22 protein-coding genes and 1 riboswitch are annotated in these 26,993 nt (G+C 66.5%); of the genes, 11 read left to right on the top strand and 11 right to left on the bottom strand.

Annotated features, from left to right (window positions below; all coding sequences use genetic code 11):
• Positions 1-76 precede the first annotated feature (76 nt).
• Entirely contained in the window at positions 77-3,385 is a 3,309-nt protein-coding gene (locus ACOQFL_RS16535) for an AfsR/SARP family transcriptional regulator (protein ID WP_435545074.1), read from the bottom strand.
• Positions 3,386-3,693: 308 nt separating this feature from the next.
• Between ACOQFL_RS16535 and ACOQFL_RS16530 the strand changes: the two genes are divergently transcribed.
• From ACOQFL_RS16530 to ACOQFL_RS16520, 3 genes are all read left to right on the top strand, one after another.
• Positions 3,694-4,572 (top strand): NAD(P)-dependent oxidoreductase, encoded by an 879-nt coding sequence (locus tag ACOQFL_RS16530; protein WP_435545073.1) that lies wholly within the window; start codon positions 3,694-3,696, stop codon positions 4,570-4,572.
• Positions 4,573-4,889: 317 nt separating this feature from the next.
• A complete protein-coding gene (locus ACOQFL_RS16525) occupies positions 4,890-5,780 on the top strand; it encodes an NAD(P)-dependent oxidoreductase (protein ID WP_435545072.1) in 891 nt (296 codons plus the stop codon).
• Between the two features lie 505 nt (positions 5,781-6,285).
• Positions 6,286-6,690, top strand: a complete 405-nt coding sequence (locus ACOQFL_RS16520) for an SRPBCC family protein (protein ID WP_435545071.1) — start codon at positions 6,286-6,288, stop codon at positions 6,688-6,690.
• A gap of 176 nt (positions 6,691-6,866) precedes the next feature.
• Here ACOQFL_RS16520 and ACOQFL_RS16515 read toward each other — a convergent pair whose 3' ends face one another.
• Complete coding sequence (locus ACOQFL_RS16515; RefSeq protein WP_435545070.1) at positions 6,867-7,343, bottom strand: MSMEG_6728 family protein; 477 nt, start codon at positions 7,341-7,343, stop codon at positions 6,867-6,869.
• A gap of 501 nt (positions 7,344-7,844) precedes the next feature.
• On the opposite strand from ACOQFL_RS16515, the gene ACOQFL_RS16510 reads away from it, so the two are divergent.
• The gene (locus ACOQFL_RS16510) at positions 7,845-8,654 is read left to right on the top strand and encodes an alpha/beta fold hydrolase (protein ID WP_435545069.1); all 810 of its coding nucleotides are present in this window, start codon (positions 7,845-7,847) and stop codon (positions 8,652-8,654) included.
• Between the two features lie 157 nt (positions 8,655-8,811).
• Positions 8,812-9,444, top strand: a complete 633-nt coding sequence (locus tag ACOQFL_RS16505; protein ID WP_435545068.1) for a CHAP domain-containing protein — start codon at positions 8,812-8,814, stop codon at positions 9,442-9,444.
• Positions 9,445-9,511: 67 nt separating this feature from the next.
• Here ACOQFL_RS16505 and ACOQFL_RS16500 read toward each other — a convergent pair whose 3' ends face one another.
• Together ACOQFL_RS16500 and ACOQFL_RS16495 are read right to left on the bottom strand one after the other, a co-directional pair.
• Positions 9,512-11,413 carry a LamG-like jellyroll fold domain-containing protein gene (locus ACOQFL_RS16500; RefSeq protein WP_435545067.1) on the bottom strand — a complete coding sequence of 634 codons (1,902 nt, stop codon included), beginning with the start codon at positions 11,411-11,413 and terminating at the stop codon, positions 9,512-9,514.
• Between the two features lie 420 nt (positions 11,414-11,833).
• The gene (locus tag ACOQFL_RS16495) at positions 11,834-12,844 is read right to left on the bottom strand and encodes a 1-aminocyclopropane-1-carboxylate deaminase (RefSeq protein WP_435545066.1); all 1,011 of its coding nucleotides are present in this window, start codon (positions 12,842-12,844) and stop codon (positions 11,834-11,836) included.
• A 334-nt stretch (positions 12,845-13,178) separates the two neighbouring features.
• Positions 13,179-13,351, top strand: a riboswitch (cobalamin riboswitch).
• A 20-nt stretch (positions 13,352-13,371) separates the two neighbouring features.
• Between ACOQFL_RS16495 and ACOQFL_RS16490 the strand changes: the two genes are divergently transcribed.
• From ACOQFL_RS16490 to ACOQFL_RS16470, 5 genes are all read left to right on the top strand, one after another.
• A complete protein-coding gene (locus ACOQFL_RS16490; protein WP_435545065.1) occupies positions 13,372-14,409 on the top strand; it encodes an ABC transporter substrate-binding protein in 1,038 nt (345 codons plus the stop codon).
• Between the two features lie 11 nt (positions 14,410-14,420).
• Complete coding sequence (locus ACOQFL_RS16485) at positions 14,421-15,569, top strand: FecCD family ABC transporter permease (protein WP_503169961.1); 1,149 nt, start codon at positions 14,421-14,423, stop codon at positions 15,567-15,569.
• Positions 15,566-16,351 (top strand): ABC transporter ATP-binding protein, encoded by a 786-nt coding sequence (locus ACOQFL_RS16480; RefSeq protein WP_435545064.1) that lies wholly within the window; start codon positions 15,566-15,568, stop codon positions 16,349-16,351. The genes ACOQFL_RS16485 and ACOQFL_RS16480 overlap by 4 nt, the downstream gene beginning before the upstream one ends.
• Positions 16,352-16,398: 47 nt before the next feature.
• Positions 16,399-17,145, top strand: coding sequence for a (2Fe-2S)-binding protein (locus tag ACOQFL_RS16475; protein ID WP_435545063.1), 747 nt, complete (start codon positions 16,399-16,401; stop codon positions 17,143-17,145).
• A gap of 242 nt (positions 17,146-17,387) precedes the next feature.
• Entirely contained in the window at positions 17,388-18,062 is a 675-nt protein-coding gene (locus ACOQFL_RS16470) for a hypothetical protein (RefSeq protein ID WP_435545062.1), read from the top strand.
• 216 nt (positions 18,063-18,278) lie between these two features.
• Here ACOQFL_RS16470 and ACOQFL_RS16465 read toward each other — a convergent pair whose 3' ends face one another.
• The 6 genes from ACOQFL_RS16465 to ACOQFL_RS16440 all read right to left on the bottom strand — a co-directional run bounded on the left by ACOQFL_RS16465 (position 18,279) and on the right by ACOQFL_RS16440 (position 24,099).
• Entirely contained in the window at positions 18,279-19,073 is a 795-nt protein-coding gene (locus ACOQFL_RS16465; protein ID WP_435545061.1) for an acetoin reductase, read from the bottom strand.
• Between the two features lie 57 nt (positions 19,074-19,130).
• The gene (locus ACOQFL_RS16460) at positions 19,131-19,463 is read right to left on the bottom strand and encodes a putative quinol monooxygenase (RefSeq protein ID WP_435545060.1); all 333 of its coding nucleotides are present in this window, start codon (positions 19,461-19,463) and stop codon (positions 19,131-19,133) included.
• Between the two features lie 115 nt (positions 19,464-19,578).
• On the bottom strand, positions 19,579-20,604 hold the full coding sequence (locus ACOQFL_RS16455) for an NAD(P)-dependent alcohol dehydrogenase (RefSeq protein WP_435545059.1): 1,026 nt from the start codon (positions 20,602-20,604) through the stop codon (positions 19,579-19,581).
• The gene (locus ACOQFL_RS16450) at positions 20,601-21,308 is read right to left on the bottom strand and encodes an iron-sulfur cluster assembly protein (protein WP_435545058.1); all 708 of its coding nucleotides are present in this window, start codon (positions 21,306-21,308) and stop codon (positions 20,601-20,603) included. The genes ACOQFL_RS16455 and ACOQFL_RS16450 overlap by 4 nt, the downstream gene beginning before the upstream one ends.
• Entirely contained in the window at positions 21,309-22,316 is a 1,008-nt protein-coding gene (locus ACOQFL_RS16445) for an amidohydrolase family protein (RefSeq protein WP_435545057.1), read from the bottom strand.
• 343 nt (positions 22,317-22,659) lie between these two features.
• The gene (locus ACOQFL_RS16440) at positions 22,660-24,099 is read right to left on the bottom strand and encodes a GAF domain-containing protein (RefSeq protein WP_435545056.1); all 1,440 of its coding nucleotides are present in this window, start codon (positions 24,097-24,099) and stop codon (positions 22,660-22,662) included.
• A 417-nt stretch (positions 24,100-24,516) separates the two neighbouring features.
• Here ACOQFL_RS16440 and ACOQFL_RS16435 point away from each other — a divergent pair, with 417 nt between their 5' ends.
• Positions 24,517-25,200: a DUF1028 domain-containing protein gene (locus ACOQFL_RS16435; RefSeq protein ID WP_435545055.1), complete on the top strand. Its 684-nt coding sequence runs from the start codon at positions 24,517-24,519 to the stop codon at positions 25,198-25,200.
• Between the two features lie 63 nt (positions 25,201-25,263).
• On the opposite strand, the gene ACOQFL_RS16430 is transcribed toward ACOQFL_RS16435, so the two are convergent.
• Positions 25,264-26,805, bottom strand: coding sequence for a PucR family transcriptional regulator (locus ACOQFL_RS16430; RefSeq protein ID WP_435545054.1), 1,542 nt, complete (start codon positions 26,803-26,805; stop codon positions 25,264-25,266).
• Positions 26,806-26,993 lie beyond the last annotated feature (188 nt).

Here is a 26,993-nt window from a genome sequence, read left to right as displayed (position 1 = left end):
AGACCGTAGAAGTCGTCGGCCAACCGCACAAGCCCCCACGACACCGGAAACGAATCGCTCCACCCCCTCGGCTCGGTCAGAGGGCGCGATTCCCCGAGAGCTCCGAGCGGAAGAGGCCGTTCACGTGACCCGCGAGCGCGCTCTCGCTCAACACCTCGGACATGGCCTGTGCAGGGGCCAGGTCTCGGCCCCGCTGAAACTTGGCGGCGAAGTTCTCGGTATCCGTCCCCAGCCGTGCCGTCAGCGTGATCCGCTCCACGTCCCCCCGCTCACCAGGTGGGAGCGGAGCGCCCGCGGTCTCGCGCGCTGCCTCGGCGGAGCCGAGCAACAACGCGGCACCTCTCCACTCCTTGGCGACGGCCACCGCACCCGCGACGCCTTCCACCACCAGCGCGATCGCTCGGAGGTCCCTGCCAGCGACGCCGATCCCCTCCAGGTGATAGCGCAACGCCGTGTGGGCGTCGCCGCGCTGCTCGGCCACGAAGCCGAGTTCGGCGAGGATCAGCGCGACACCCGGAGCACCGTCCGTACGGCGGCACCAGTCGAGCCATCGCGACAGGTGCTTCTCCGCGGTATCGAGGTCGTTCTCCCTGCGTGCCCCCATACCCAACCCCACCTCGGCGAACTGCTCCCCGAAGGGGAAACCCTGCTCGGCGGCCGAGCGCATCGCTCGTTCGTGCAGCTCCCGGGCCCGCGGGTAGTCGCCTTGCAACAGCGCGACCCGTCCCAGCCCGGACAGTTTCAACGCCACGTCCGTCCACAAACCGAGTGACGTGGCGATGTGCAGTCCCTCGCGGTACCGCCCGGCCGACCGCTCGTAATCGCCGCTGATCTCAGCGAGCTGAGCCAGCACGTTGCCTGCCTGTAGCTGTCCCCAGGCATCCCCGAGTGCGTGGTACGCGGCGGCGCTCTCGGCACCATCGCGTTGAGCAGTACTCAGATCGCCGCTGATAAGTGCCTGGGTGGCCCGCGCGCTGAGCGCCGCGGCGACGCCCAACCGATCTCCAGCGGCACGAAGGTCCTCCAACGCCCGCTCGATCCGGGCCTCGTTCCGCTGCCGGTCGCCGAATCCGAGCTGGGCGAATCCCAGGAACCATCGCGCCGTGGCTCTGCGCAGCGGGTCCTCGATCCGTGCGCTCAGCTCCCACGTTCGGTCGCACTCGACCAGCGGAGACTCGCCCTCATCGGCGCGGAACGCGAAACCGGCCCGCCAGCAGAGCGCGGCGAGACGGTTGTCGGCCGTGCTGTCCCCCACGATCGTGAGGGCCGCGGAGCAGGACCGACTTCCTTCACCCGATTGGCCACGCAGCAACCAGTACCACGCCAACGCGTTCACGAGTCGCAGTCCCAGCTCGGCGAGCTCGTACCGGACGGCGACATCCAGTGCGTTGCGGAGATTGGCCGCCTCCGCGTCCAAGCGCTCCAACCAGCTTCGCTGGTTCGGCCCGCGCAGCTGCGGTACGGCCCGTTCGGCGAGATCGGTGTAGTACCACACATAACGGGTATGAACCCGTGTATGCTCGCCGGACTCGCGCAAGCGCTCGGCACAATAGGCCGAAATGGACTCGAGCAAGTGGAACCGCCGTCCATTGTTGCCGTCCGAAGCCGCGACCAGGGACCGGTCCACCAAACGAGCGACCAGATCGAGAATTCGCGAAGTGTCGATCCCCTCATCCGCACACGTTTGTTCGGCCGCACGGAGGGTGAAACCGCCGATGTGGGGGACGAGTCGGCACAGCACGGACCGTTCGGAGACGCTCAGGAGGCTCCAGCTCCAGTCGATCGTCGCCCGCAGGGTCTGCTGCCGCGCGGGCGCGCCGCGATATCCGACGGTGAGCAGTTCGAACCGGTTCGCCAACCGCGCCGCCACCTCGCGGGTGCCCAGTGCCCGTACTCTGGTCGCGGCCAGCTCGAGAGACAGCGGGACCCCGTCCAGTTGCTTGCAGATGGCGAGCACCTCTCGCATGTTGGACCGGTCGAGCCGGAAACCGGGAGAGGCCGCGCTCGCCTTCGTCACGAACAGCTCGACCGCACTCGCCTCCTCCATCCTTTCCGGACCATCCGGGACCACCAGGGGTGGGACGTTGTGCAGCTGTTCGCCGACGACACCGAGCGCGTCCTGACTCGTCGCGAGCACTCGCAGACCGGGTGCCGCCTGCAACAGCTTCTCGACCAGCTTGGCGACCGGTTCGACCAGGTGTTCACAGTTGTCCAGGAGGAGAAGCAACCGCTTGGTACGCAGCGCGTCCCTCAACCGCTCGGACAGCGGAGTCGGGAATCCACCACCGGGCCCGCCGCTCGAAGTGGCCTCGCCACGTATCTCCAGGGTGCTCGCGACCTGGCCGACGACGGCGTCGTAGAGTTCGGCCTCGTCCACCTCTCCCGGCGGGGCCAGCGGTGCCAGTTCCACCAGCCACACCCCGTCCACGAAGGTCTCGGTCAGAGTCGTGGCCAGCTCCAGGGCGAGTCTCGTCTTCCCCACTCCACCAGTTCCGGTCAGGGTGACCAATCGGTTTCCGTCCAGCAACTCACGAAGCTCCTCGACGGCGGTGTCCCGACCGATCAGCGGGGTGAGCGCTGCGGGGAGGTTGCCCGGTGTGGAGACCGCCGCCTTGGCCGAGGACGGCGGCACGGGATCGAGACTGGTGGACCGCTGCAGGATCGCCTGGCGAAGCGCCACCAGCTCGTTGTTCGGTTCGACCCCGAGATTCTCACCGAGGTAGCTCCGAAACTCGTCGAAGGTCTGCAATGCCTCGCTCGACCTGCCGGCGCGGTGAAGTGCGCGCATGCGCAGCGCTCGCAACCGCTCCCGCAGCGGATACCTGGCACTCAGGTCCGCCAGGTCACCCACGAGCACTCGGTTCTCGCCCAGTTCCAGCAGCACTTCGGCGTGGTCCTCCGCCGCCGCGATCCATTGCTCCTCGAAACGAGTGATCGCCGCACTCGCGAACTCGTCGTCCCTGAAATCCGCGAGTGCCGGGCCGCGCCAGAGTCCGAAGGCATCGGCGAGCGCGTCGGCACGCGCTCGGGGGCCTTCGGTGTGCCGGGAGCCGGTGATGAGGCGCTGAAACCTTCTCGCGTCCACTTCGGTGTCCTCGATGCGGAACAAGTATCCGGGCGCGGAGTACTCGACGAGGGTCGCCGCGCCGGATTCCGCATCATCCAAGGTCCGCCGCAACTGCCACACCTTCGTCTGGAGGGCAGCCGTGGGATTTCGCGGCAGCTCATCACCCCAGAGGACGTCACACAACCGATCGGTGGAGACTGGTTGACCATCATGGACCAACAGCGTTGCCAGTAGCACTCGCACTTTGGACTCGGGGACCGTGACCGGCAGGCCGTCCGCCGTCCACACCGCCAGAGGTCCGAGGATCCCGAATCGCATGCCGCCAGAATATCCGCGCAGCCGGATACTTCCGGAAGGGTAAGTGACGGTTCCTGCGGGCTCACCCGTCCGAGGCTGTATACCTCCGTTCGGCCTCATGGGATTCCCCCATGTCGTCCTGTCCGGAACGGTCCGGCTCGCGGGCATTAGGGCGTGAGCGGATCGAGAGTGACTCCTGAGCGGGCTGCGCCAGAGTGATCGGTACAGCATCCTCGAACGGTACGGACCAAGCGATGGTGGCTGCCGAACAAGACAGCAGAAGAAGCGGAACGCCCCTGGGGCGGTCGCCGCGAAGGAGGAACACAGCAATGACTGCGGCCAACCGCGAGCCGGTCACGATCCTTGGGCTCGGTCCGATGGGCCAGGCTCTAGCCGGAGCGTTCCTGAACAACGGCCACCCCACCACGGTGTGGAACCGGACGGCATCGAAAGCGGATGCCCTCGTGAAGGAGGGGGCCAACCGAACGGAGACGGTCGCCGACGCGGTCGCGGCGAGTGATCTCGTCATCGCCTGCGTGATCGACTACGACGCGGTGCGGGCGATCGTCGAGCCTGCTGCCACCGCGCTGAAAGGCAAGACGCTGGTGAACCTGACCGCCGACTCGCCCGCACGGGCCCGCGAGATGGCCGACTGGGCGGCCGAGCACGGCATCGAATACCTGGACGGGGCGATTATGACCCCGGCACCGACCATCGGGGGATCAGCGGCCGTCGTGCTCTACGCCGGTTCACAGGCTCTCTACGAGTCCCACGAACCGACGCTGTCCAACCTGGGGGGAACGGCCGCGCCCCTGGGCACGGATCCGGGCAGGGCAGCGGCGCACGACGTTTCCCTGCTGGACATATTCTGGACGGGCATGGCAGGCATGGTGCACGGTTTCGCACTGGCCAAGGCCGAAGGGATCGACGCGGTCGACCTGGCACCCTACGCCAAGGGCATCGTCAACCTGCTGCCCGACATCATGTCCGACTTCGCCGAACGAATCGACAAGGACCGCTTCACCGGAGACATCTCAAACATACAGTCCGCCGCAGCGGGCATGGACCACATCATCCACGCGGCCCACAACCGCGACATCGAGACCGGTGTACTCAACGCGGCCACGGCGCTGGCGAAACGGGCCACGGAGTCCGGGTACGGTGAGGAGAGCTTCGCTCGACTCTCCCAGGTTCTCCGCGGCGCATAACCAACGGCCGCACGGATGAGTTCCGGCCATCCGTCAACCGGCATCGACACAGCGAAATCGTTCTCCGGCGAGTGGCGGGAACAACCACCACTCGCCGGTACTTTACTTCCCTGCCGTGGTATTGCCCACCGGAGAAACCCTCGAAGTGCTGTGAAGATTGTGCAAGACCTTCGCAACCTTCGTAACCTTCGTTCATTTTCAACAGCCACACCGTCGGATGTCAGTACCGGACAGACGATGCAATTCCAGAATTGGTTGCGATATCGACTCGCACCCGAGAGCAAGTAATTCAATCGTATTGCAGGAGAAACCTTTCGATGACGGAAACCAATCGGATACCCGTGACAGTTCTGGGACTCGGCATGATGGGCACCGCTTTGGCCGGTGCGTTTCTGAATAATGGCAATCGGACGATCGTCTGGAACCGTTCTGCGGATAAAACCGACGCCCTGATCGCTGAGGGGGCTGTGGCGGCCGGCGAAATCCGGGACGCCGTTGAAGCAAGCCCAGTGATTGTGATCTGCGTATCCACGTACGAAGTCATGAACGATTTACTCGCCTCGGTGGCCGATGAGCTCAGGGGCAGGGTTGTCGTGAACTTGACCTCCGGCACCCCTGAAGAGGCGCGCGATACCGCCTTATGGGCCCAGGAAAACGGTGTCGAGTATCTCGACGGCGCCATCATGGCCGTACCGCAAATGATCGGTCTTCCCGAGGCGTTGATTTTCTACGCAGGTAACCAGCAAGTGTTTACTGAACAGGAGGAACTGCTCAAGCCCCTGGGAGGAAAAAGCGTTTATCTCGGCACTGACGCCGGAGTTCCGATGATTTACGATCTGGGTCTGCTCTCCATCCTGTGGTCCTGCATCGCAGGATACGTCCATGCCCAGGCCTTGGTTGGTACCGTCGGTGTCTCGGCCGAGGAGTTCCTACCCTTCGTGAATACCTGGATCGAGCAGGTCATCGCTCCGGCCATCCCGAAGAGCGCCAAAGAGATCGACTCGGGTCGGTTCGAGACGGATGTGTCGAGCCTCGATGTCAACAAGGCCGCCATCTCCCACTTGGTGAAGACGAGCAAGCAGCTGAACGTCGATAATGACATGTCGGTCGCCATCCAGGAAATGATTGAAAAGCGCGTCGCACAGGGGCACGGAAATCACAGCCTTGCCAGCTTGATCGAGGCGTTCAAGAAGCAAGAAAGCCACTAGCACGACCGGCCGTGTGAGGCCTGGCACTAGATATTCCGCATCCGGAGTCTGAGAGCCCGCTCCAGAACTCGATCTCGGTTCTGGAGCGGATCCGGCACCAGGGATCAACGCGCGGCTGTCGTGGGTATTGGCCGCCGAGACTCCCACCGACCCAGGGACGCCACCCCGTTCGAACGGCCAAGCAAGGAGTCAGTGCCTTACGATCTTTCTCGCCGTCCCCTGTCCGAGCGGCTCGACCGCTACGGAGGCGGACCGAGACCGGCGACGGCGAATTTCGGCCGCACGACGCGTTCGCGGCGGAACGATCGGAACACTCCGGAACCACACCGTGATCTACTCAGGAGCCCATCCGTCCACAGCCGCACCGCCACGGCCGACGACGAACAGCGGCGCGCGAGAGGCACGCGACGGAACGTGTTTCACGGGAGTCACTCGAAATCACTTTCCGTGGTTGTTCGGCTACGCACCGGGCAGCGAAGCCCTCGGTCCGGTATAACGACCAAACATGGGTGACTACCAACACAGCGCCACCGTGCGCACCGACGCCGCGTCTCTGTTCGAATACCTCGCCGACGTGAACCGGTTGCCCGACTATTTCGAGGGAATGGTCTCCGTCGAGTCCACCGGGCAACACACCGTGCACACGGTGGCTCAGGTAGAGGGGAAACGCCGCGAGGGCGAGGCCTGGCTCGAAATCGACCCCCAGACTCGCTCGATGCGGTGGGGAACCGAGAGTGAGAATCAGTACCACGGCGAACTCGAGGTCGCCGATGCCGGAGACGGACAATCCACCGTGACGGTGTCGTTGCACACCGAACGAGCCGACGGTCCGGGCGTCCGCGCGGGCTTGGAACAGACACTGGCCAACATCAAACGCCAGATCGAGGGAAGAAGCACCAACCCCGCGTGAGTCCGCCGGGAAAACCCACCGTACGACTCCGGCGAAGCTCCCCGAAAGGTCCTCGTCCGGCCTCATCCCGCGACATGTTGCCGGACACCAGGACCGGCGCGAGGACATTCCGGCTGTCCGGACCGTTTCGTCACTTCCCCGTGCAGGAGGGCCCGCCGCCCGGCCGGAAAACGGTCTCACAGCGTGCGGCGCGGCCTGTCGGAGACCGGCCACACGGCGGGAAGATCGGGCGGCACGTCGGGAAACCACTCCCCGTAGTACTCGGGATCCTTGCGCACCAGCGCCGATTGGTGGGCGCGGTGAAACACCGGATCGCCGAGCCACGGCGGCAGTTCTCCCGCCTCGGCCAGTGAGAGCTGCGTGCGCACGACCTCCAGCCCGAGACTGCTGGAGAGGTCCGCTCGCAGCGACGAGGCGCAGGTGTCGGCTCGTCCGGTAGCGCACCAGACCCGGCAGATCTCGAGACCATAGCGGGTCAGCGCTTCCTCGTACCCGGCCCACATGCTCGCGGCGGGGTGATGCCGCCAACCGTAGTCGGCGACGGTCAGAGCACGCAGCACCTGCAACGCTTCCACTCGCTGTTTGCCCAGCCGTCGGGCATCGAGGACTCGCGCGACCGACGCGAACTCCGACCAGGGAAGGAACGTCTGCACGGCAGTCCTTTCCTGAGAGGTCTTCGGAATTGAGGTTTCCACCGGACCGGTAACTCACGGTATTGCGAGGCAATAGAGCACACGGCCGTCGATCACGCTGGGGGTACGAACCTCGGCCGGTAAAGGACGGTGTACCCGTCCGCGTGAGCTCCCGGACTGGGAGGGGCGGTGCGAGAGACGAAGTCGACGAACCCAACGAACGAGGCGCCTGCGGACCCCCCGGGATCCCCGCTGACCTTCACGGAAGGATACGCGCTCACCGGGAGGTCAGCAGAGCTGGAAACCACCTGCCGTAGAAGAGTGCTGAGGCTTCGTGCCAAGTCCGTCCCCGGCTCTTTCGAGCGCTTCACCGAAACGGTGCCGACGGGGTTCGTCCTCGACTACGTCCGGGCGCACCATCTCTTCCCGGAATTCTACGAGCACTCCGCTGAACCCGGTGCTTACCTGCACACACGGCACTCACTCGCGGAAGTGGCACGACAGTGAACAGGAGGGTTAGACATGGGCACGCATCTCCGCGCCGGGGAGCTCGACATCTGGGCCGAACAGACCGGACAAGGACCGGATGTCCTGCTCATCGGTGGACTGGGCGATACCGTCGAATCCTGGCGGTTCCAGCTCGACGGGCTCTCGGACCGCTATCGGCTGACCGCCTTCGACAACCGGGGAGCGGGGCGGACAGCGATGCCCGCCGCTCCTGTCTCAGTGGAGACGATGGCCGACGACGCTGCACACCTCCTCCGTGCGATAGAGATCCCTTCCCCCCATGTCGCGGGCTTCTCGGGCGGAAGCATCATCGCCCAGGAACTGGCGCTGCGGCACCCCGATCTCGTGCGCAGCCTGGTCCTGCAGAGCACGTGGCCGGCGATGGACCCCTATCTCCGCTCGTGGGCCAGGTTCGTCCGCTGGCTGGTGGAAGTCGCTCCGAGCGAACGGGCGTTCCTCGAGGGATTCTTCCTCGACATCTACACAGCCCGAGCACACAACGACGGAACCGTCGACCGGTTCATCGAGGAAGTGCTCGCCTTCCCCCACAAACAAGCGACCGAGGACGTGCAGCGGTTCCTCGACTGCTTCATCGAACACGACACGACCGAGCGTCTTCCCCGGATCTCCGTGCCGACGCTCGTCCTCGCCGGTGGTCTCGACCCGACCGCGCGTCCGCGGCTGTGCCAGGCCGTGGCCGAGAAAATCCCCCACGCGAGGGTCGAAGTGCTGGAAGAGGAGGCCCACCAACCCTTCCAGGAGATACCGGAGGAATGGAACTCCCGCGTCGACGCATTCTGGCGCGGCATCGAAACGGGGAGCTGAATCCGTCGACAGCCGCCCACCGGGCAGCGGCACGTCGAGGGGCCTAGCCCCTGACCAGCGGTTTCACGGGCGCGCACCGGGCAGGAACGTTTATGCACGCTCTCTGAACGGTATATCGGGTGGTGAACGCGTCAACGTCGAGCGGGAGGTGCTGGGCGTGACTCACCGAGATGACCGGAGCGGCGAACCGGCCGCATGCCGGCCTCGCAGGCGTGGAGCCGTGCTGGGGCTCGCGACGAGCCTGTCGGCGGCGGCCGCGATCACGGCTGCCGTACTCGTGCCTTCCACATCCGAAGGACCGCCCGAAGCCCCCACCGGAGACACGGCAGCACCGGTGCTCACGGCCGACCCAGGCACCGAGCGAGAAGAGATCGTCACGGCGGCACGGGCCGAGCTCGGCACCGAAGAAACCGGCAAGAACTGCCACAAGTACTCCGAGCAGTGCGTGCCCTGGTGCGCCCTGTTCGCCATGTCGAGCTGGGAAAAGGCGGGCGTGGAGGTCGACCCCGAGGAGTTCTCCTTCACCGGCGACGTCTACACCACCGGACAGACCGAGGGCACGGCCTACGGCAGTGCCCAGCTGGACAGCGCCAGGCCGGGCGACGTGCTGCTGTTCGGCACCGGCCCGACGACCCCCGACTCCAGCCACCACATCGGTGTGGTCGAGAAGATCCAGGGCGAAAGGGTTACCCTGATCGAGGGCAACACGGGAGACAACCCCGACAGGGTCATGCGCAAGACGCACGAGCTCGGCGAGAACACCTTCTACGGCGGCGTGCGCCCCTGGTGACGCGACCGCCGCAGCCTGCGGTTCAGCCTCGCTCGTGGCCCGCCCGTGCTTCAGGTCCTCCTCTCGCTCAACGCCCCCGCCCGCTGTCCGAGCTCACCGCGCTGAGGAACTCCTCGGGCCGCAGCGCGCGAGCGGTGATCCGGGTGTCACCCAGCGAGCCGTGGAAACCCTGGCCGTAGCGCCCCGCGCTCTGCTTGGCCCCGAGCGCGAACGGCTCGCCGAGCGTGGTGATTCCCTTCGACCGAGCGGCGGCGTTGCGCGCGACCTTCGACCGGTCCACGTACACGGTGGTGTGCCGAGCGTCGTTGACCACGGCCACGTGCACCCACTGCCCGAGGGGCAGCGTGTGGCTCCAGCACGTGGGGTCGTCATCGCGGTTGTGCGGGTACACCACGTACTGCAGGAACCGCTCGCCGGACAGGGCCAGGCCGCACGGCGCGTCGTCGGTCGAGTAGCCCCCGTCCTTGCCCGCGTCCCCCGCGCGGCCCTCCCAGCCGAAGATGCCCATCCAGGCGTGCGAACCCCGGAACGGCTCGGGCAACTTGAGGAACGTCTCGATGGTGTACCCCTGGGTGAACCCCGCGCTGTTGATCGGCGCGCCCCGCTTCGCCCGCAGCACCCCTCCCCTGTTGGGGCTCTGGCCGCCGTCGAACCACAGACTCGCGTGCGCGGGCGCGGCGTCGTGGTGCTCGCCGGAGAAGGTCAGCACCTCCGGCGGCCCGCCGTGCAGGCGCTGCACGGTCAGGTCGTTGCCGTTGCCGCTGAGATCCCGGGCGACCGCTCCCACCGCCACCGGGGCACCGTCGTTCCCGACGTCGAACCCCGAGCGGTCGAACCGCCAGTAGGCCACGGTGTCGCGGTGCACCACCTCCGCTGCCGGTCGCTGCGGCGACGAGGTCGGTGGTGCGAATCCCGCGAACCGCTCCGCGAAGTCGAGCTCGACGCCGAATCGGTCCGAGTTCGTGGTGAGTTCAACGTTCGCGGCCTCCAGCGGCGAGCGCCGTGCGGCGTGCTGTTCGCGCAACCACGGCGAGAACGTCGCCACGTCGATCATGCCGCGCACCGGATCGAACGAGTACAGCCGGATCATCCCGGCGCCGCCGTAGTAGTAGTCCTGATAGTTGACAAGGTGCAGGTGCACGGCGTTGCCCGCGTCGTTGGTCAGCGTGGTGCGCCCGCAGGGCCAGTAGTGGCCGCCGAGCGCCAGGAAGATCTGGTCGTTGCCGCGGATGAGCCCCTCCCACAACCGTTGCCCGTGCTCGGAAAGGTGGGCCGTCCCGTCCTCCTCGGCCCACACCAGGTCGTGGGTGGTCAGGATCGTCGGCAGTTCGGGGTGCTTGTCCAGCACGCCCCGCGCCCACCGCACTCCGTGATCGGAGACCCGCCAGTCCAGCGCGAGCAGTAGCCAGCTCCGACCACCACCCTCGAAGACGTGATAGCTGTTGTAGCCGTCCGGCGAGGAGCCGCCGTACGTGTCCATCCGGGCGAACCGGTCCGGTCCGAACGTGCGCAGATAGGGCGTGTCGCCGCGCTGATCGTCGCCCGACACGTCGTGGTTGCCGCCCAGCACGCTGTAGGGCATCCGGTGGCCAATGCCGCGGAATGCCTGATCGGCGATCCGCATTTCTCGCTCGGTGCCGTGTTCGCTGACATCACCGAGATGGGCGAGAAAGGCGATGTCCTGCTTCCGAGCATGTTCCGCCACCCACAGCAGTCCCGCGCGCACCGGTTCGGGGTCGGAACCTCCCTCGTCGATCAGGTACTGCGTGTCGGGCATGACGGCAAGGGTGAAGCGGGTGCCGGTGTCGGAGTGGCCGTGCCACCCGCTTCGCGCGTCGGCCGCGGCACCGGTGGCGGTGACCGACGAGGTGGCGGTGACCGACGAGGTGGCGATCGCGACGGAGGTGCCCGCGACGGCGCGGAACAGGCCGCGACGGGTGACGTCGCGGTGTTCGGAATCGGTGTCCACAGTGCTCTCCCAACGGGGCTATCCTGGCTGGTTGTGTTCGCTGCCAGCCTGGTCACCACGGTTGGCGTGGCGGTGACGCACGGCCGAACGCCGCGCCACCGGCGGATGAGCGCGAACCGTCGTTCGCCCCTCGAAACCTCGTGAACGCGACGGGTGGACATCTCCTCTCCGGCTGTGGTGGGGAGACGGAGACGCATCGCTACCCTGCGAGCGCGGTCCCGCGAAGCCCTCGGCACACCTCGGGCCGCCCCGACGGCTCGACCACGGCGCCAAAACCCGAACAGGCACGGCGTGCGTTCGGAACGGACCACATCGGGTCCGGCGACTCCGTGTTCTCGGCTTACCGTGGAGTCGCATTGGCTCCAGGTATCCGTGGCGCCGCTGGCACCGGTGCGTCACTGCCGCGGCCGACGTCGTGGGTCAGTTCCGGAACAGGGCGCTGTAGGCGTTCAGGGCGGGTTGGCCACCGAGGTGTGCGTAGAGCACGTTGCTGTCCGGTCCGATCTCGCCGGAGGTGACGAGATCGATGAGCCCCGCCATCGATTTGCCCTCGTAAACCGGGTCGAGGATGACGCCCTCGAGCCTGCCGGTCAGCCGGATCGCTTCCAGCGTCGACTCCACGGGGATCCCGTAGTGCTCACCCGCCCACCCCTCGAGCACGGTGATCTCCTCGTCCCACAGCTCCCGGCCCAGCCCGATCTTCTCCGCCGTGTCTCGCGCGATCCGGTCGACCTGAGTGCGGGTGCTGTCGATCTTCGCGGAGGCGTCGATCCCGAGGACCCGGCGGGGCCGTTCCTGCTCGGCGAAACCGGCGATCATGCCGGCGTGCGTGGAACCGGTGACGCTGCAGACCACGATGGTGTCGAAGAAGACGCCGAGCTCCCGTTCCTGCTCGGCGACCTCGTGGGCCCAGTTGGCGAACCCGAGCCCGCCGAGCGGGTGGTCGGAGGCACCGGCCGGGATCGCGTACGGCGTGCCTCCTTCCGCGCGGATCTCCTCCAACGCGTTCTGCCAGCTCTGCTTGAAGCCGATGTCGAAGTCGGCATCGGTGAGCTGGACCTGCGCGCCCATGATGCGTGAGAGCTGGATGTTTCCGACCCGGTCGTTGACCGCGTCGGGCCAGTCGACCCAGCTCTCCTGGACCAGACGGGCCCGCAACCCGAGCTTCGCGGCGACGGCCGCGACCTGCCGGGTGTGATTGGACTGCACCCCACCGATCGAGACCAGGTGGGTGGACTCGTTGGCCAGGACGTCCGGAACCAGGTACTCCAGCTTGCGGGTCTTGTTGCCGCCGAAGGCGAGGCCGGAGTTGCAGTCCTCCCGCTTGGCCCACACCCGCGCCCCACCGAGATGGCTGGTCAAACGTTCCAGAGGATGGATCGGGCTGGGCCCGAACAGCAGGGGATGACGTGGGAAGTCGCTCAGAGACATGCTCCTCCTGTCCAATCGAAAGTCTGCGGGGCTCGGCTGCTCCACCACCGGGATCCTGCGCTCTCCGCGCTGTCACGTCCACCCACGGCCGCCCGGCCAGCCGAGCACCAGCTCGCACCCAAACCGAGCCCGGTAGCGCCGCCGGGGGGTCGTCGATCCCGCTGCCCGATAGGGGGAGTTCTCCGCCGAGGACGTCAATTCGCCGGTGCATGCGCTGTCCCGCGCGCCGCCACGCAGCACAAGCCCAACCTCGGCTCGCACATCCGGCAGTCCCGCCAGGGGTGACTGAGTGGGTAATGTCATGCGAAGGTCCAACATCGCGCATCGAGCGTGTAACTTCGGCTTTCGCCGCAGTGCACGGGAAGCCGGTGAGAGTCCGGCGTGGTCCTCGCCACTGTGACCGGGAAGCGTCCCCGCACCAGCTACGCCACTGGCCCAAGCGCCGGGAAGGCAACGTGGACGCGACGATCCGGAAGCCAGGAGACCGGCTGCGGCGCAGGTATCGCTCGACGATGGATTGAGGACCGATGCGCCACCCGGCGACACGTATCGTCGCCCGGCCCCGCGCCGGAGGCGACCGACCACGCCGCGCCGCCACGCTGTTGGCCGCGCTGACGCTGACCGCGCTGATCGCCGGATGTGGCACCACCGGCGCGCGAACGAACGCCGGTGCCCGGGAAGAGTCCCCGGCCGGGTTCCCCGTCACGGTCACCAACTGCGGAGAGACCACGACCTACCAGCGCCCTCCGCGACGCGCGGTGACGATGAACCAGCACACCACCGAGATCATGCTCGCGCTCGGTCTGGCCGATCGCATGGTCGGTACCGCCTACCTGGACGATCGCATCCTCGCGGAGTATCGCGAGGAGTACCGGCGGATTCCGGTGCTGGCAGAGCGATACCCCTCCTACGAAGCGCTGTTGCAACAGGCACCCGACTTCGTCTACGGCGGCTACACCTCCGCCTTCGGCCAGCAGGACGGGCGCTCGCGTGAGCGACTGCGCGAGGCGGGCATCAGGACTCACCTGAACATCGCCAATTGCACCGATGGAGGGGTGGGCATCTCCGAGGTACACGAGGAGATCCGCACGATCGCGAAGATCTTCGACGTACCGGAACGGGCCCGAGAGCTCATCGACCGTATGAACGCGACGCTGTCGGAAGCTCAGCACCAGCTGGGCGAGGTGGAACCGGTGAGCGTATTCGTCTACGACAGCGGCACGAAGTCGGCCCTGACCGCGGGCGGTGACGGGATCGCCGACGCGATCGTCCGGATGTCCGGCGGCCGCAACGTCTTCGCCGACCAGCGAGACGGCTTCGTCGACGTCTCATGGGAACAGGTGATCAAGCGGCGTCCCGAACGAATCCTGATCCTGGACTACGGATCGACCACGGTCGAGCAGAAGAAACGCCTGCTGCTGAAAAAGCCGGCGCTGGCGAACGTTCCGGCCATCGAGCACCGGAGGTTCGCGGTGCTTCCGCTTTCCACCGCCGTGGCGGGAGTACGCGTACCCCGCGCCGTGGCCGAGCTGAGCGAGCAACTGCATCCGGGACGGTTCCGGTGAGCGGAGGCAACGTGCGGAGCTCCGCCGACGCCGTGTCGGAGGACACGAACCCGGCAGTCGAATCGAACCCGGCAGCGAAATCGACGCGCCCCGCTCCGGAGCACGTTTCGCCTCGTGAGCGCCGGATCTCCTACCCATTGGTACTGGTCCTGCTCGGCGCCGCTCTGGTGGTCGCCGTCGTCGTCGGTCTCGCCGTCGGGTCGGTCTCGCTACCTCCGAGTGACGTGACCGCCATCCTCGTGCACCGGGTTTCTCCGGGAGGGATCGATCCCGATTGGCCGGCCACCTACGACACGATCCTGCTGGACGTGCGGCTTCCCAGAGTGTTGCTCGCCGGGATCGTCGGTGCCGGACTCTCGGCCGTGGGGACCGCACTGCAGGCACTGGTTCGCAACCCGCTCGCAGATCCCTTCCTGCTCGGGATCTCATCTGGAGCCTCCTTGGGCGCCGTGACGTTACTGGTTACCGGCGCCACGGTTCTCGGGACGCTCGCCACCCCGATGGTGGCCGCGTTCGCCGGTTCGATGGTCACCCTGGCGGCGGTCTACGCCCTCGCGAACTCGGGCGGGCGAATGACCACCACCCGCCTCGTCCTCGCCGGTGTGGCGTTGTCCTACGTGCTGTCCGCGCTGACCGATCTGTTGCTGAGCACCGCCTCCGATCCGCACCTGTTGGCCTCGATCCGGTTCTGGCGGTTGGGCAGCGTCGCCGGGGCGGAGTGGCGGACGCTGCCGATACCGGCGATCGTGGTGCTGGTCGGTCTGGCAGTGCTGCTGTGGCAGTCCGGTTCGCTGAACCTGCTGCTCGCGGGCGAGGAGTCCGCAGGAATCCTGGGGTTGGACGTGCATCGCTTCCGCGCCGGAATGTTCGTGCTGGTCTCGCTGATGACCGGCGCGATGGTGGCGGTCAGCGGTGCCATCGGGTTCGTCGGCCTGATGGTGCCGCACGCGGTGCGCATGCTGGTCGGGGCGGACCACCGGCGCGTACTGCCGACCGCGGCACTGCTGGGGGCCACGTTCCTGATCCTCGCCGATCTCGCCGCCCGAACCGTGGCAACGCCGCAGGAGATCCAGCTCGGGGTGCTCACGGCGCTGTGCGGCGGTCCGTTCTTCGTGTGGCTGCTGCGTCGCCAGGCGCGCCGGGAAAAGGCGGACCGATGAGTCACCACGAAGTGCGACCGGCCGAGCTGGACATCCGGGACATCTCCTGCGACGCCGGAGGGCGGCGAGTCGTGTCGGGGGTCTCGCTGAGCGCGGCGCCAGGGGAAGTGGTCGGTGTGGTCGGCCCCAACGGGGCCGGAAAGTCGACGCTGCTGCGCGCGGCCTACCGGCAACTGCGGCCCACCGAGGGGCAGGTGCTGCTCGACGGAGCGGACGTGTTCCGGATACCACGCCGAATGTTGGCACGTCGGCTGGCCGCCCTGCCGCAGGAGGCTCCGGCCGAGTTCGAGCTGACCGCCCACGATGTGGCCGCGATGGGCCGCGCGCCGCACCGGCGGAGGATCGGCGGGGATCGCCTCGGCGACGAGCGGATCGTGACCGTGTCGCTGGAAATGGTCGAGATGGCCGAGATGGCCCACCGTCCGTTCGCCCAGCTCTCCGGCGGGGAGAAGCAGCGGGTGCTCATCGCCCGGGCCCTGGTGCAGGAACCGGGGATGCTGGTACTCGACGAGCCCACCAACCACTTGGACATGCGGCACCAGTTCGATGTGCTGGCACTCGTGCGCCGGCTGAACGTGACGACCCTGGCGGCGCTGCACGACCTGAACCTGGCCGCTCGATTCTGCGACCGGATTTGCCTGCTGGCGGCGGGGGAAGTAATGGCCCTCGGAACTCCCGGGGAGGTGTTCACCGAATCGCTGCTGTCCGAGGTGTACGGCGTACCCGCCGAGATCGGCACCCACCCCCGCACGGGAGCTCCGACCGTGCTCTTCGGAAACTGACCCGTTGCCGCGCAGATCGCGTACTGCCTTCGGCCTCCAGGAGAATCATGAGCACGCGCGCAGACCAACTACTCACCCGCACGCTGAACGGGATGAACCCCACCGAGCACGCTCGGCTGCTCACCGACGAGCACTGCGAGCAGGTACCCGCCTCTCTCGTCGAGGACCCCGACTGGATGAGCGAGCAGCTGCGGTTGCGCGGCCGGATCTGGCACACCGACGACGCACGCGTGCTGGCCACCCTGTGGTGGTTCTCGACGTCGAGCAAACTGATCGCGCCGTCGGTCGCCTCGTACGTCGTCACCGGTGAGGCGCTGTCGCCCCGGCTGGAGGACCTGCGGCTGCACTGGCAGCCGGACAGCAGGCTGTCCGGGGTCACCTCGGTGAACGTGCTTCCCGGCAGCGACCCGCTGGAATCACTGGCCCAAGCGCTGCGGCGGACCTTCGACCGGAACATCGCCTCGGTGGCCGCCACCGCCGGGATACGGCAACGTCCTCTCTGGGCGATCGCGACCGACGCCCTCGCCGGGTGCCTGCTCTGGGCAGGCCGTGCACATGGTGCTGCTGACCGCGCCACCGCACTGGCCGAACCGCTGGTCGCGGCCATGAACGCTCCGATGCCCGCACCGCGCTACACCGGGATCGAATCACCGGCGAGGACCACCCGGCTGTTCACCAAACGAACCTCGTGCTGCCTGCTCTACCGGGCACCCGGCGAGGACAAGTGCACCTCCTGCCCCGGCCGCCCTCCCGAGCAACGACACGCCCTGCTCCGCGAGAACACCCCGCACTGACGGAGCCGAGCCGTCGACAGACGTCTCGTGTGGCGGTTTACGCCACGTTCGACAACACGCTACGAGTCCCTCGGGATGCGGAGTTAACGAATCGGCAAGAACCCATCGGGCCTGAGCTGTAAGGAAGCCACGATGCTTCGAAAGCACCACCACACGTGAGTTTCTCCTGATGCGGCGGCCTGCCGAGTGGGGGCGTGGGATTCGGTCGCGTCCTGCGGACACAGGTCGTGATGGAGCCTCCGGTGAAGGATGTATTCACCCCACGCGCCGGGATCACTCGCCTCGAACAAACCGATCAACCCGACAAAACGAACCTTTTCGGCGGAATCAACTACCCTTTCAGCGGATTCTATAAGCGGCGTTCTACTGAAACCATCCTCGACGAAGGTCCGCGTGAAATCACTTCTCGAGGAGTGAGGTACGTTCAGATGAGTAGAACCAGAGCGATATTGCTGACACTGTCGATGACGCTCGCCGCGGTGTTCGGTGCCGCTATTCCAGGGGTCGCCACTGCCGACGTTGAGCGTGTTGCACCGGTTTCGAGTGGAGCAACCGGTGTCGAAGCCGCTGCCGATGCGGAGCTGAACTATGCGGTGGCGGGAAATCTCCCACCCCGTTCGGAGCTGGTCTGTCACTCAGTGCCGGCGGTGGAGATCTGTTACGAAGCAGCGGGCGATCACTGGTGGGTTCAGGACCAGGCTTCCGACGGAGCTTCGGCGGTCGTGTACTGGGAAAACCTCCGCAGCGGGAGCCTTTACAGGTCCGGATTCTGCGTCAACAGCCTCAGCAGCGGCCAGTGGGGCCAGTGCAACAAGAACTACTACGAGAACAGCACGCTGAACGGGTTCCCGTGCACCTGGGACCGCAGTTCGAACGAGAACATCATATGCAGTAATTCGGGATGGGGCTTCCAGTGAGCACCACGAGAAAGGTGCGCCACGCACCGGGTCACGGTGAATGCCCTGCTCTCGGACCAGTCGGCCGGTGAGGTGAGCTCGGCAGGAGTCTCCGAGCCAGGGCCTCAGCACGCGGCTGCGGTGGGACTCGGTGCGGAACGTGCGGGCGCGGGGTCGGCGGGACACCTCCCGACCAACCCCGCGATCGGCTTCGTAGCTCCTTCGAACCGTGTCAGTTCAGGCGAACTGGACCCCGCCGTCGATCATCACGGACTGCCCGGTCATGTAGTCGGAGTCGGGCGAGGCCAGGTAGGACACGAAACCGGCCACGTCCTCGGGAACCGAGACCCTGCCGAGGTGGATCAGTTCCGAGTACTTCTCGATCGCCGCGCCTTTGCGCAGCCCCTCGTTCTCGGCCAGTTTCTCGTCGATGTGATCCCACATCGCGGTGCCGACGATGCCCGGGCAGTAGGCGTTGACCGTGATGCCGTGCTGCGCCCACTCCATCGCGGCCGACTGGGTAAGTCCCCGCACGCCCCACTTCGAGGCCGAGTAGGTACCGAGCAAGGGGAACGGCCGGTGGGCCACGATGGAGGCCGCTCCGATGATCTTGCCACCGCTCCCCTGCGCGATCATTTGTCGGGCAGCGGCCGTGTAGCAGAGATACACCCCGCGGAGGTTGATCGACATCAGGTGGTCGAAGTCCTCGGGCGTGGTCTCCAGCAGTGGTTTCACGTCGGCGATACCAGCGTTGGCCACCATGACGTCGAGCTGCCCGAATTCGGTGGCCACGCGCTCGACCATGGTCCGCACGGCTTCCTGGTCGGACACGTCGGCCGGAACGCTCGCCGATTTCACGCCCATCGCCGAGATCTCGTCGGCGACCGCTCCGAGCTGCTCGCTGTTGGCATCGATGTCGTTGACCGCGACGTCGAGGCCATCAGCGGCGAGCCGCAGTGCGATGCCCCTGCCGATTCCTCTGGCCGCGCCGGTGACGAGCGCGGTCCTCGACGACTTCTCCTGTCCGGTCATGATTTCTCCTGATTCCGTTTCGGAAGATTTCCTGGTGGTTCTCGGTGCCGAACGGCGTTATTCCTGGTGCGGTACGGCCATTTCGCCGAGTCGGGACCAGTCGTTCTGCTGAACCGTCGTGTTGATGATCAGCGGGGTTTCCGAGAGGTAGGGCGGCAGCGTTCGTTGTGCGGTCCGGAAGTGCTCGGAGGTGACGTGGGCTTCCCCCGCCTCGCTGTCCCGGAAGGCCTCGATCAGAACGTATTCGTTGAGGTCGTCGACGTTGCGGGACCACTCGTACCAGAGGCAGCCCGGTTCGGCGCGGGTCGCTCGGGTGAATTCACCGGCTATCTCGGGCCACTGGTCGGCATAGGCGGGTTTGACGCGGAACTTCGCGGTAATGAGGATCATAAGTTCTCCAGATACGTTCCTGTTCTGCGAGCTGGAAATTTCTCGGCCCGATGAGCGCGGTATACCGGTTCCGCGGAAATTCGGTCGTTCCGGCCGAACGGATGATTCCGACCGGTCAGGGCACGAGAATGGCTCGGCCGCGGACACGACCGGCGTCGAGGTCGTCGAGCGCGGTCTGGAAGTCGTCGAGGCGGTAGCGTTCGGTCCGCAGACCGACCAGGCCTCGTGCGGTGAGGTTCATCAGCTCGCACAGGTCGTTGTAGCTGCCGATGAGGTTACCGACGATGTTGATCTCGCTCGAGATCACGTCGATGGTGGCGACGTCTAGGTTCTCCCCGTAGCCGATGACGTGGTAGTCACCCGCCCGGCGCAGCATGCGCAGGCCCTCACGGGTGCTGCCGCCCTCGCCGACGAAGTCGAGCACTGCCTCGGCCCCGTGTCCCCCGGTCAGTTCCAGGACCTGCTCGAGGTGTGTGCCGTCGGCCACGATGCCCCGGTCCGCGCCGAGCGTCCGGGCGAGCTCGACGGCGGCGGGGTTGGTGTCCAGCACCACGAGCTCGGCCGCGGTGAGGGCCTTGAACACCTGGATCCCGATGTGGCCGAGCCCGCCCGCGCCGATCATCACGCACTTGTCTCCCGGACGCAGCCGCGGCACCGCCTTGGCGACCGCGTGATAGGCAGTCAGCCCCGCGTCGGCGAGCGCGGCCACCTCGGCCGGTTCCAGGACGTCGTCGAGCCTGACGACGCTGCGCGCCGAGGTACGCAGGTACTCGGCGTAACCTCCAGCGGTGTCGATGCCGGGGAACAGCGAACGCGTGCAGTGCACGTCGTCCCCGGATCGGCACGCCCGGCACAGCCCGCAGGTGACGATCGGATGGACGATAACCTTGTCGCCCTCGCGCACGTTCGTCACCGCGCTGCCGACGGCCTCGACCCAGCCCGCGTTCTCGTGCCCGATCGTGTAGGGCAGTTTCACCCCGGACTTGTCCGCCCACTGTCCTTCGAGGACGTGGATGTCGGTCCTGCACACCCCGGCCCCGCCGATCCGCACGATCACGTCGTGCGGATCGACGACGGTCGGTGCGGCGACTTCGGTCATCTCCGGTTCGCGGTGGTAGTCGACTACCTGTACGGCCCTCATGCTGTGGTCTCCTTGTTCTCCGGGGCTTCGTCGGGATAGCGGGTGCGCAGCAATCCGCGGCAGAAGTGGGCGTTTCCATCGATCGAGATGCGGGTGGAACGCGCCCGTCGCAGCCGCAGCGGGATTTCCGCACGTGGGTAGGGAGTGCCGTGCTCGTCGACGAGCACCGGCTGCGTGTCACCGGTTCCCAGCTCCAGGGCGGCACGGCGGCGCAACAGGGCGCGAGTGGCTCCGTCGTCGGGCAGGTCGGCGATGGTGACACGGTGCAGGTCGGTTTCGGCGAGGTTCGGGTCGGCGCGCAGCATCCCGGTCAGCGCCCGTTCCATCGCGGCGGTGTGGGCCTTGCGGCGGAACGTGAGTCGCAGCTCGTCGAGGTCGGTCCCGGCTTCGGTGCCGAACGTGCCGCGGTAGCCCGCCTCGGCGGCGAGGCCTCGGTTGATCACCTCCGAGTCGTGGTGGTCGTCGAGTTCGACAGTGACCGCGCCGCTCCACGGCAGCTCGGTGAGCACGTCCTTGGCGTCCGAGGCCATAAGGTATGCGAAGTTCGGTGCGCAGAACGGAGTCGGCAGCCGCAGGTGCACGGTGATCCGCACGCCGTCGACCTCCAGCGATCGGACGAAGCCCAGGTCGGTGATCGGCTCGTCCAGTTCGGGGTCGACGACCGCGTCGAGTGCGGCGCGGGCCTCCTGCTCGGGGGTTCGCATTCACACCACCCCCACGGGCCGCGGCTGTTCCAGCCGGAGTTCGGCGGGCACGGGGATGTCGTACATCTCGGCCGCGTTGATTCCGAGGATCTTCTTCTTCTGCGCCGTGGTCAGCGGCGGGTACTCGGTCATGTCCGCCGGGATCTGGAAGTCCACGAACCGCTCGACCAACCAGCGCGGTGTCCAGATCGCGTAGTCGCTGGAGAACTGGATGCGGTCCTCGTCGAGCCAGTACAGCAGCTCGCCGATGATCTCGGCGAAGTACCGTGGCCGCGTGTGCATGAACGGGATCGCCACCGCCAGCCCCGCGTGCACGTTCGGCTCCTGGGTGGCGATCCAGCAGAAGTCCTCCAGCCTCGGCAGCCCGACGTGCTCGATCACGAAGTTCAGTTCCGGGAAGTCCGTGGCGGCCTTGTCGACGTCGGCGACGTCGAAGGCGTCCCGGTCCAGCGGCCGAACGGTCGGACCCTTGTGGATGTGGATGTTGCGGATGCCGAGTTCCCGCGCCGTTTCCAGGTAGCGGTACGACCACGGGTCGTCGAGCTTCCAACCGCGTGATTCCCCGCGCCACTCGGCGGTGTAGAGCTTGCACCCCTTGAGTCCGAAGCGCTTCGCGTCCTCGCGCAGCTGCTTGAGACCGGCCTCGCCGAAGCGCGGGTCCCAGCAGTGGTTGTAGGTGAGTTTGTCCGGGTGTTTCTCGGCCAGCGCGAAGGCCTCCTCGGTCTGGCCGAAACCGTTCTCGTAGAACTCGCCGAGCAGTGCGGGCTGAAAAATCGCGTGGTCCACGTGCCCGTCGTCGAACAGGTCACGCATGAGTCGTTCGCCGCCCTGGTGCAGGAACTCCTCGTAGCTCCACTTCTCGGATTCGGGACTCAAATTTCGGTGGTAGTCGTAGAAACAGTCGATGAACTGTTTACCGTGGACGTTGCTTTGGTTCTCGGGGCGCGCGTCCCACAGTACGACGTGCGCGTCGACGATGAAGTAGGTTTCGCCGTCCTTGCTGTACATGGGGTGTCCTCCGCGCTTTCCGAGAGCTTCGGTGTATTGGGGGGAACGATAGGCGGAAATTCCGGGAAGGCGGGGCGAGCGAATGTCTCAGTTTGAGACGATCCGATCGAGGATCGCCGTGGCGGACGGCAGCGGACCGGAAAACGGCGTGTTGAATTCCCGAACACTGTGTGGCAGTACTGTCGGCCGGAAATCAACAGCTCCTGCCGAGCCCCTACAGGGGGTAATCATTCCTTTTCGGAATCGCTTTCCGGGACGATTCTCCGGCATTCGGGATTCCGGGTGTTTACCGCGACGGGTTCACATGCGGCCGCTCGCGGAGTGGCACCGGGCCACGACTCGTTCATTCGGGGATGTGGATGCCGTACTGCGTGATCTTGCGGTAGATCGTCGCCCGCCCCATGCCGAGAATCTCGGCGGCGCGGGTGACGGTGGTGCTCGGTTCGGCGAGGCAGCGGACGATCTCGTCGCGCTCGAGCGTTTCGATCCGGGTCAACGCGCGGGTCGGTCCGCACAGCACTTCAGGAGGCAGGTGTCGGATATCGACCACATCGCTTCTGGCCGCTGCCTCGCGCACCACTCGCCGAAGTTGCTCCGCGTTGTCCGGCCAGTGATAGTTCCGCAGCGCGCGGGCCGCCGCCGGGGTGAACCGGACCTCCCGACCACGGGCGAGTTTGCCCAGGTTTTCGGCCAGCGGCAGGACGTCGTCGGGACGCCGACGCAACGGTGGGAGTTCGACCACCGTGTCGACGTGTCGGGCGAGTGCTTCCGGGATCGTCGTCGCCTCGCGCGCGGTGACGGCCAGTGGTCGCCGGGAGCGCGCGGCGATGATTCCGGCGAGTTCGGTGGCCGCCCACGACGGGAGGGTATCCACTTCGGCGGCGACGATGCTGGTGTTGTGCTTGCCCAGCTCGGGGGTCCACAGCGCGAGCCAGGACGCGGTGTCCCCGGGGTCCGGTGGGCTGGCGTGCAGGATCCGGTCGTGCGGCTGCGTGCGGCGCAGCGCCGTGGTCAGCAGGGTGGTTCTGCCGACCCCCGCTTCGCCGACAACGCCGACCGAGAGCCCCTCGGCCAACGCTTCTCGGACCTCACGCAGCGCGGTTTGCCACGCCTCCGACAGCTCGGAGGTCGGTTCGGCGCGGACCGTGGTGCTCACCCGGAAGACCTCGCCGCGCGGCGTCGGCCGAGGCCGCATACCGCGACCGCGGGCCAGCATCAGCGCCGAGGTGTGTCCGGCGGCCGTCTGAGCCAGGGCGAACAGCAGGTCGGCCGACTTGCGGGACCAGGTGGTCAGGTTGACGCTGCCGAGCAGGTAGCCCTGCACGGGGTCCAGGATCGGAACGGCCGCGCAGGTGTAGTCCCACAGTCCGGTGCAGTAGTGCTCGTCGCCGCGGACCAGCGACGGCATCCTGTCTGCCAGGGCGAGCCCGAGCCCGTTGGTGCCCGCCTCACGTTCGGAGAAGGCGAATCCCGGGGCGAGGTAGGTGTTGTCCAGGGCTTTGACCAGGGCACGATCCTGGCAGCTCCGAGTGAGCACATGGCCCTCGTGGTCGGTCAACATCATGCTGACCGGTTCGTTGGCCAGCGTCTCGTGCAGGCCGTGCAGGACTTCCTGGCCGCACCGGAAGAACAGCGACTCGTCGTCGACCTCCCCGGTGTAGACCGGTGCGACCCGTTCCGCCGGTGCGCCGTACTCCTGGCTGCGCTGCCAGGACGCGGACAATCGCCGGGTGGGGACCACCGATGCGTCGTCCGTGTGAACCCGTTCGGCGAGCTCGTTCACCACGCACCTCCTCGTACGCTCCGCCGTGTCGGCAATGACTGTGACACAGCTTACTGTCCGACTGCTCCGTTCGGTGTCCCGAATTGAGACGCCGAACCGGACCAGCCCCCGGGGACGGGGTGTAGCCGTCGCCTCGAGCCAACCGTGGCTCTCGGCCTACCCGAAATCGGAGACTTTGCCATGTGTGATCACGGCTTGACACCGGAGTCATCGGCGATGCTCCGTTTCATCCTCGGCCCAGTGATCGCGGCCGGACCTCGAGAGTGCCAGGCGAAACCTCGGCAGAGACCTCGATCAAACCCCCCACGGCGACATCGCGGAAAAATCATGATCGAGAAACGAGTGATGAAGATCGTGCCCTCCGACCATCGCTGGAGCGCACAACCTTCGTCGCGCTCTTTCGCATAGGATCGACGGATGACATTCTCGATCGTCGCCTACGACACCGAGACCGAAATGTGCGGTGTCGCGGTGAGTACACGGATGCCGGCCATCGGTGGTTTGGCTGTGTTCGCCCGCTCCGGGGCGGGGGCGATCGCGACGCAGGCGCTGATCAATCCACTGGCCGGTGCCGATGGACTGGACCTGCTGCGGCGTCTTCCGGCTGAGGACACCCTGAGCCATGTTCGTGATGCGGATCCTGCCGCTGAATCGCGGCAAATCGCGGTGGTGGACAGCGCGGGTCGTTGTGCCGTGCACACCGGAACGGAGACCCATCCGTGGAGCGGACACCGCATCGGTAACGGCTACGTGGCGGCGGGAAACATGCTCGTCGGTGAGGCCACCGTGAATGACATGGCCGAACGGTACGAGCGTTCGTGGTCGACCTCGTTGCCGGAACGATTGCTGACCTCTCTGGAGGCGGGTCAGAAAGCGGGCGGAGACAGGAGAGGCAAGCAGAGCGCTGCGCTGTATGTTCACAGCGGAAATCCGTACCCGTACCTGGATCTGCGGGTGGACGAACACGTGGAGCCGGTCGTCGAGCTGCGCCGAATATACGAAGTCGCCCAGCAAGAGCTTCTGCCGTTTTCCGAGAGGCTGCCGACCCGAGCCCACCCCGAGGGCCACTTTGACCGACTGCTCGACGGTGACGGGCCGTGAGCACACGTGTCGCACGGCAGGCGGTTTCGAGGGGGCTGATTCCACCACGCTCGGTCGAGCGGTTCAGATGTGATCGGCTTCGACTGCCAAGGCGATCAGCATGGCTAGCCGCTCGTCCGGATCCTCGAGGTGCAGAGTAGTGATTTCGTGCATCTTGCGGAGACGGTAACGCACGGTGTTGGGGTGCACGTCGAGCCGTTTGGCGGCTGCAGGGAGGTCGGCTTGGGCCTCCAGCCATGTGCGCAAGGTGGTTCGGTAGTTCGTGCTGTGGGTCGCGTCGTGACGGGCGAGGTCGGCGAGCGGCCCGCGGGCGGGGATACGCCCGGAGGCTGCGGCGGTACGCATCCGCTGTAGCAGGATCTGATCCCAGGATTCGTCGTAGCTGACCGCCGTAATGGCTCCCTTTCGGGTGGTGTGCAGCGCCAAACTCTCGTCGGCTTCGTTTCTGCTGGTCGGAAGCTGTCCAGGTGTGGCAGGAGCACCGATGCCCGCAGCGATGGTGACGTGTTCGGGCAGATTCGCGACTACGGTTCGTACCCATTCACGTGCCAAGGCGGGGTCATCACCACAGGGAAGCAGGGTGTACACGGTGTTACCGAACAGTGCACTGCGACCTGGACGTGACCAACCGAATCCGGTGGTGGCGCGTTCGAAGGCGAGCAGAACAGCGGAGTGTCGCTCCCCGTGGGCATGAGCCTGCAGGGCTACGACGCGGAACGGACCAGGGCCGAGACCGAGTTTGCCGAGTGTGGTGGTTGTGTCCGGGGCCGCCTCGAGCAGCGCGATGACGAGCTCTGATTCGACCTGTCGTTCCAGGTCGGCGCTGACGCGTGATCGCAGCAGATGAAGGGCGACAGTGCGGGCGCTCTCGCGCAGGATCCTGCGGCGTTGTTCGGGAAGCGGACCTTGACAGGTGACCCAGAGCGAGCCCAGCAGTTCCCGCCCGGCTCGCACGGCGGTGACAGTACGAGCACCCAGCCCGTGGTGGGTCGAGGGGGCGACGAACAACGGTTCGTCCGACTCCGCGAGATGGGCGAAGACTCCCCGTTCGAAAAACAGTCCGCGGATCTCCTCCGGAACTCGCCTGCCGAGAATCGTTTCGTGCCGCGCGGTGTCACCTTGCTGCTGCAGGCTCGAATAGGCCATCACCCGCGAAAGACGGTCCTCGATCGTGACCGGTCCTTCAACAGCGGCGGCGACCGTGTCCGAAAGAGCGAACAGGTCGCTAGGACCTCGACCGGCTTCCGTTTCCCTGCCCTCGAACACCAAGCCGTAGACGGCCTCGACGAACTGGTTCCACGACACCGCCGGGTCAATGAGAAGAATGGTGACCTCGTGCTGTTGCCCAAGCCGATGGAGTTCCTCGTCCGTGTCGAGGTCACTGCGCAGCAGCAGCACCACAGCGTGCGCAGCCGCGGCGAGCTCGACGGCACGCCGGGAAGACTCCACTCCCACCGCCAGGAACACGTCCCCGAAAGCGGGCGAGGTCTCGGTCGGATCGTGCATGACGATGCTGCGCAGCTCGACTTCGCGTGCCGCGCGCGGGCCGACCAGTCGAACTCCGTAACCGCCGAGGACAGTGATCAACCGATCCAATTTGACCACGTGAAACAGCCCTCCTGTGCACTTCACGGCGATGTGGGCAACTGGCGTTCCCGGACTTTACGCACATCGAACCGCCGACATCGTGCGGCGGTGACACGGCGGTCCTGCCAACCACCAGTGTGCTGTCGAAGACCGGGAGCGCGTCGGACGATCCGCGTCGCCCGCTCCTGTTTGACAGGAACGAACAA

Origin of the sequence: Actinopolyspora sabaoui (assembly GCF_051225635.1) — a bacterium.
Lineage (GTDB): Bacteria > Actinomycetota > Actinomycetes > Mycobacteriales > Pseudonocardiaceae > Actinopolyspora.
Note: the sequence above shows the minus strand (reverse complement) of the source record. Positions and strands in the feature narration are given on the sequence as shown.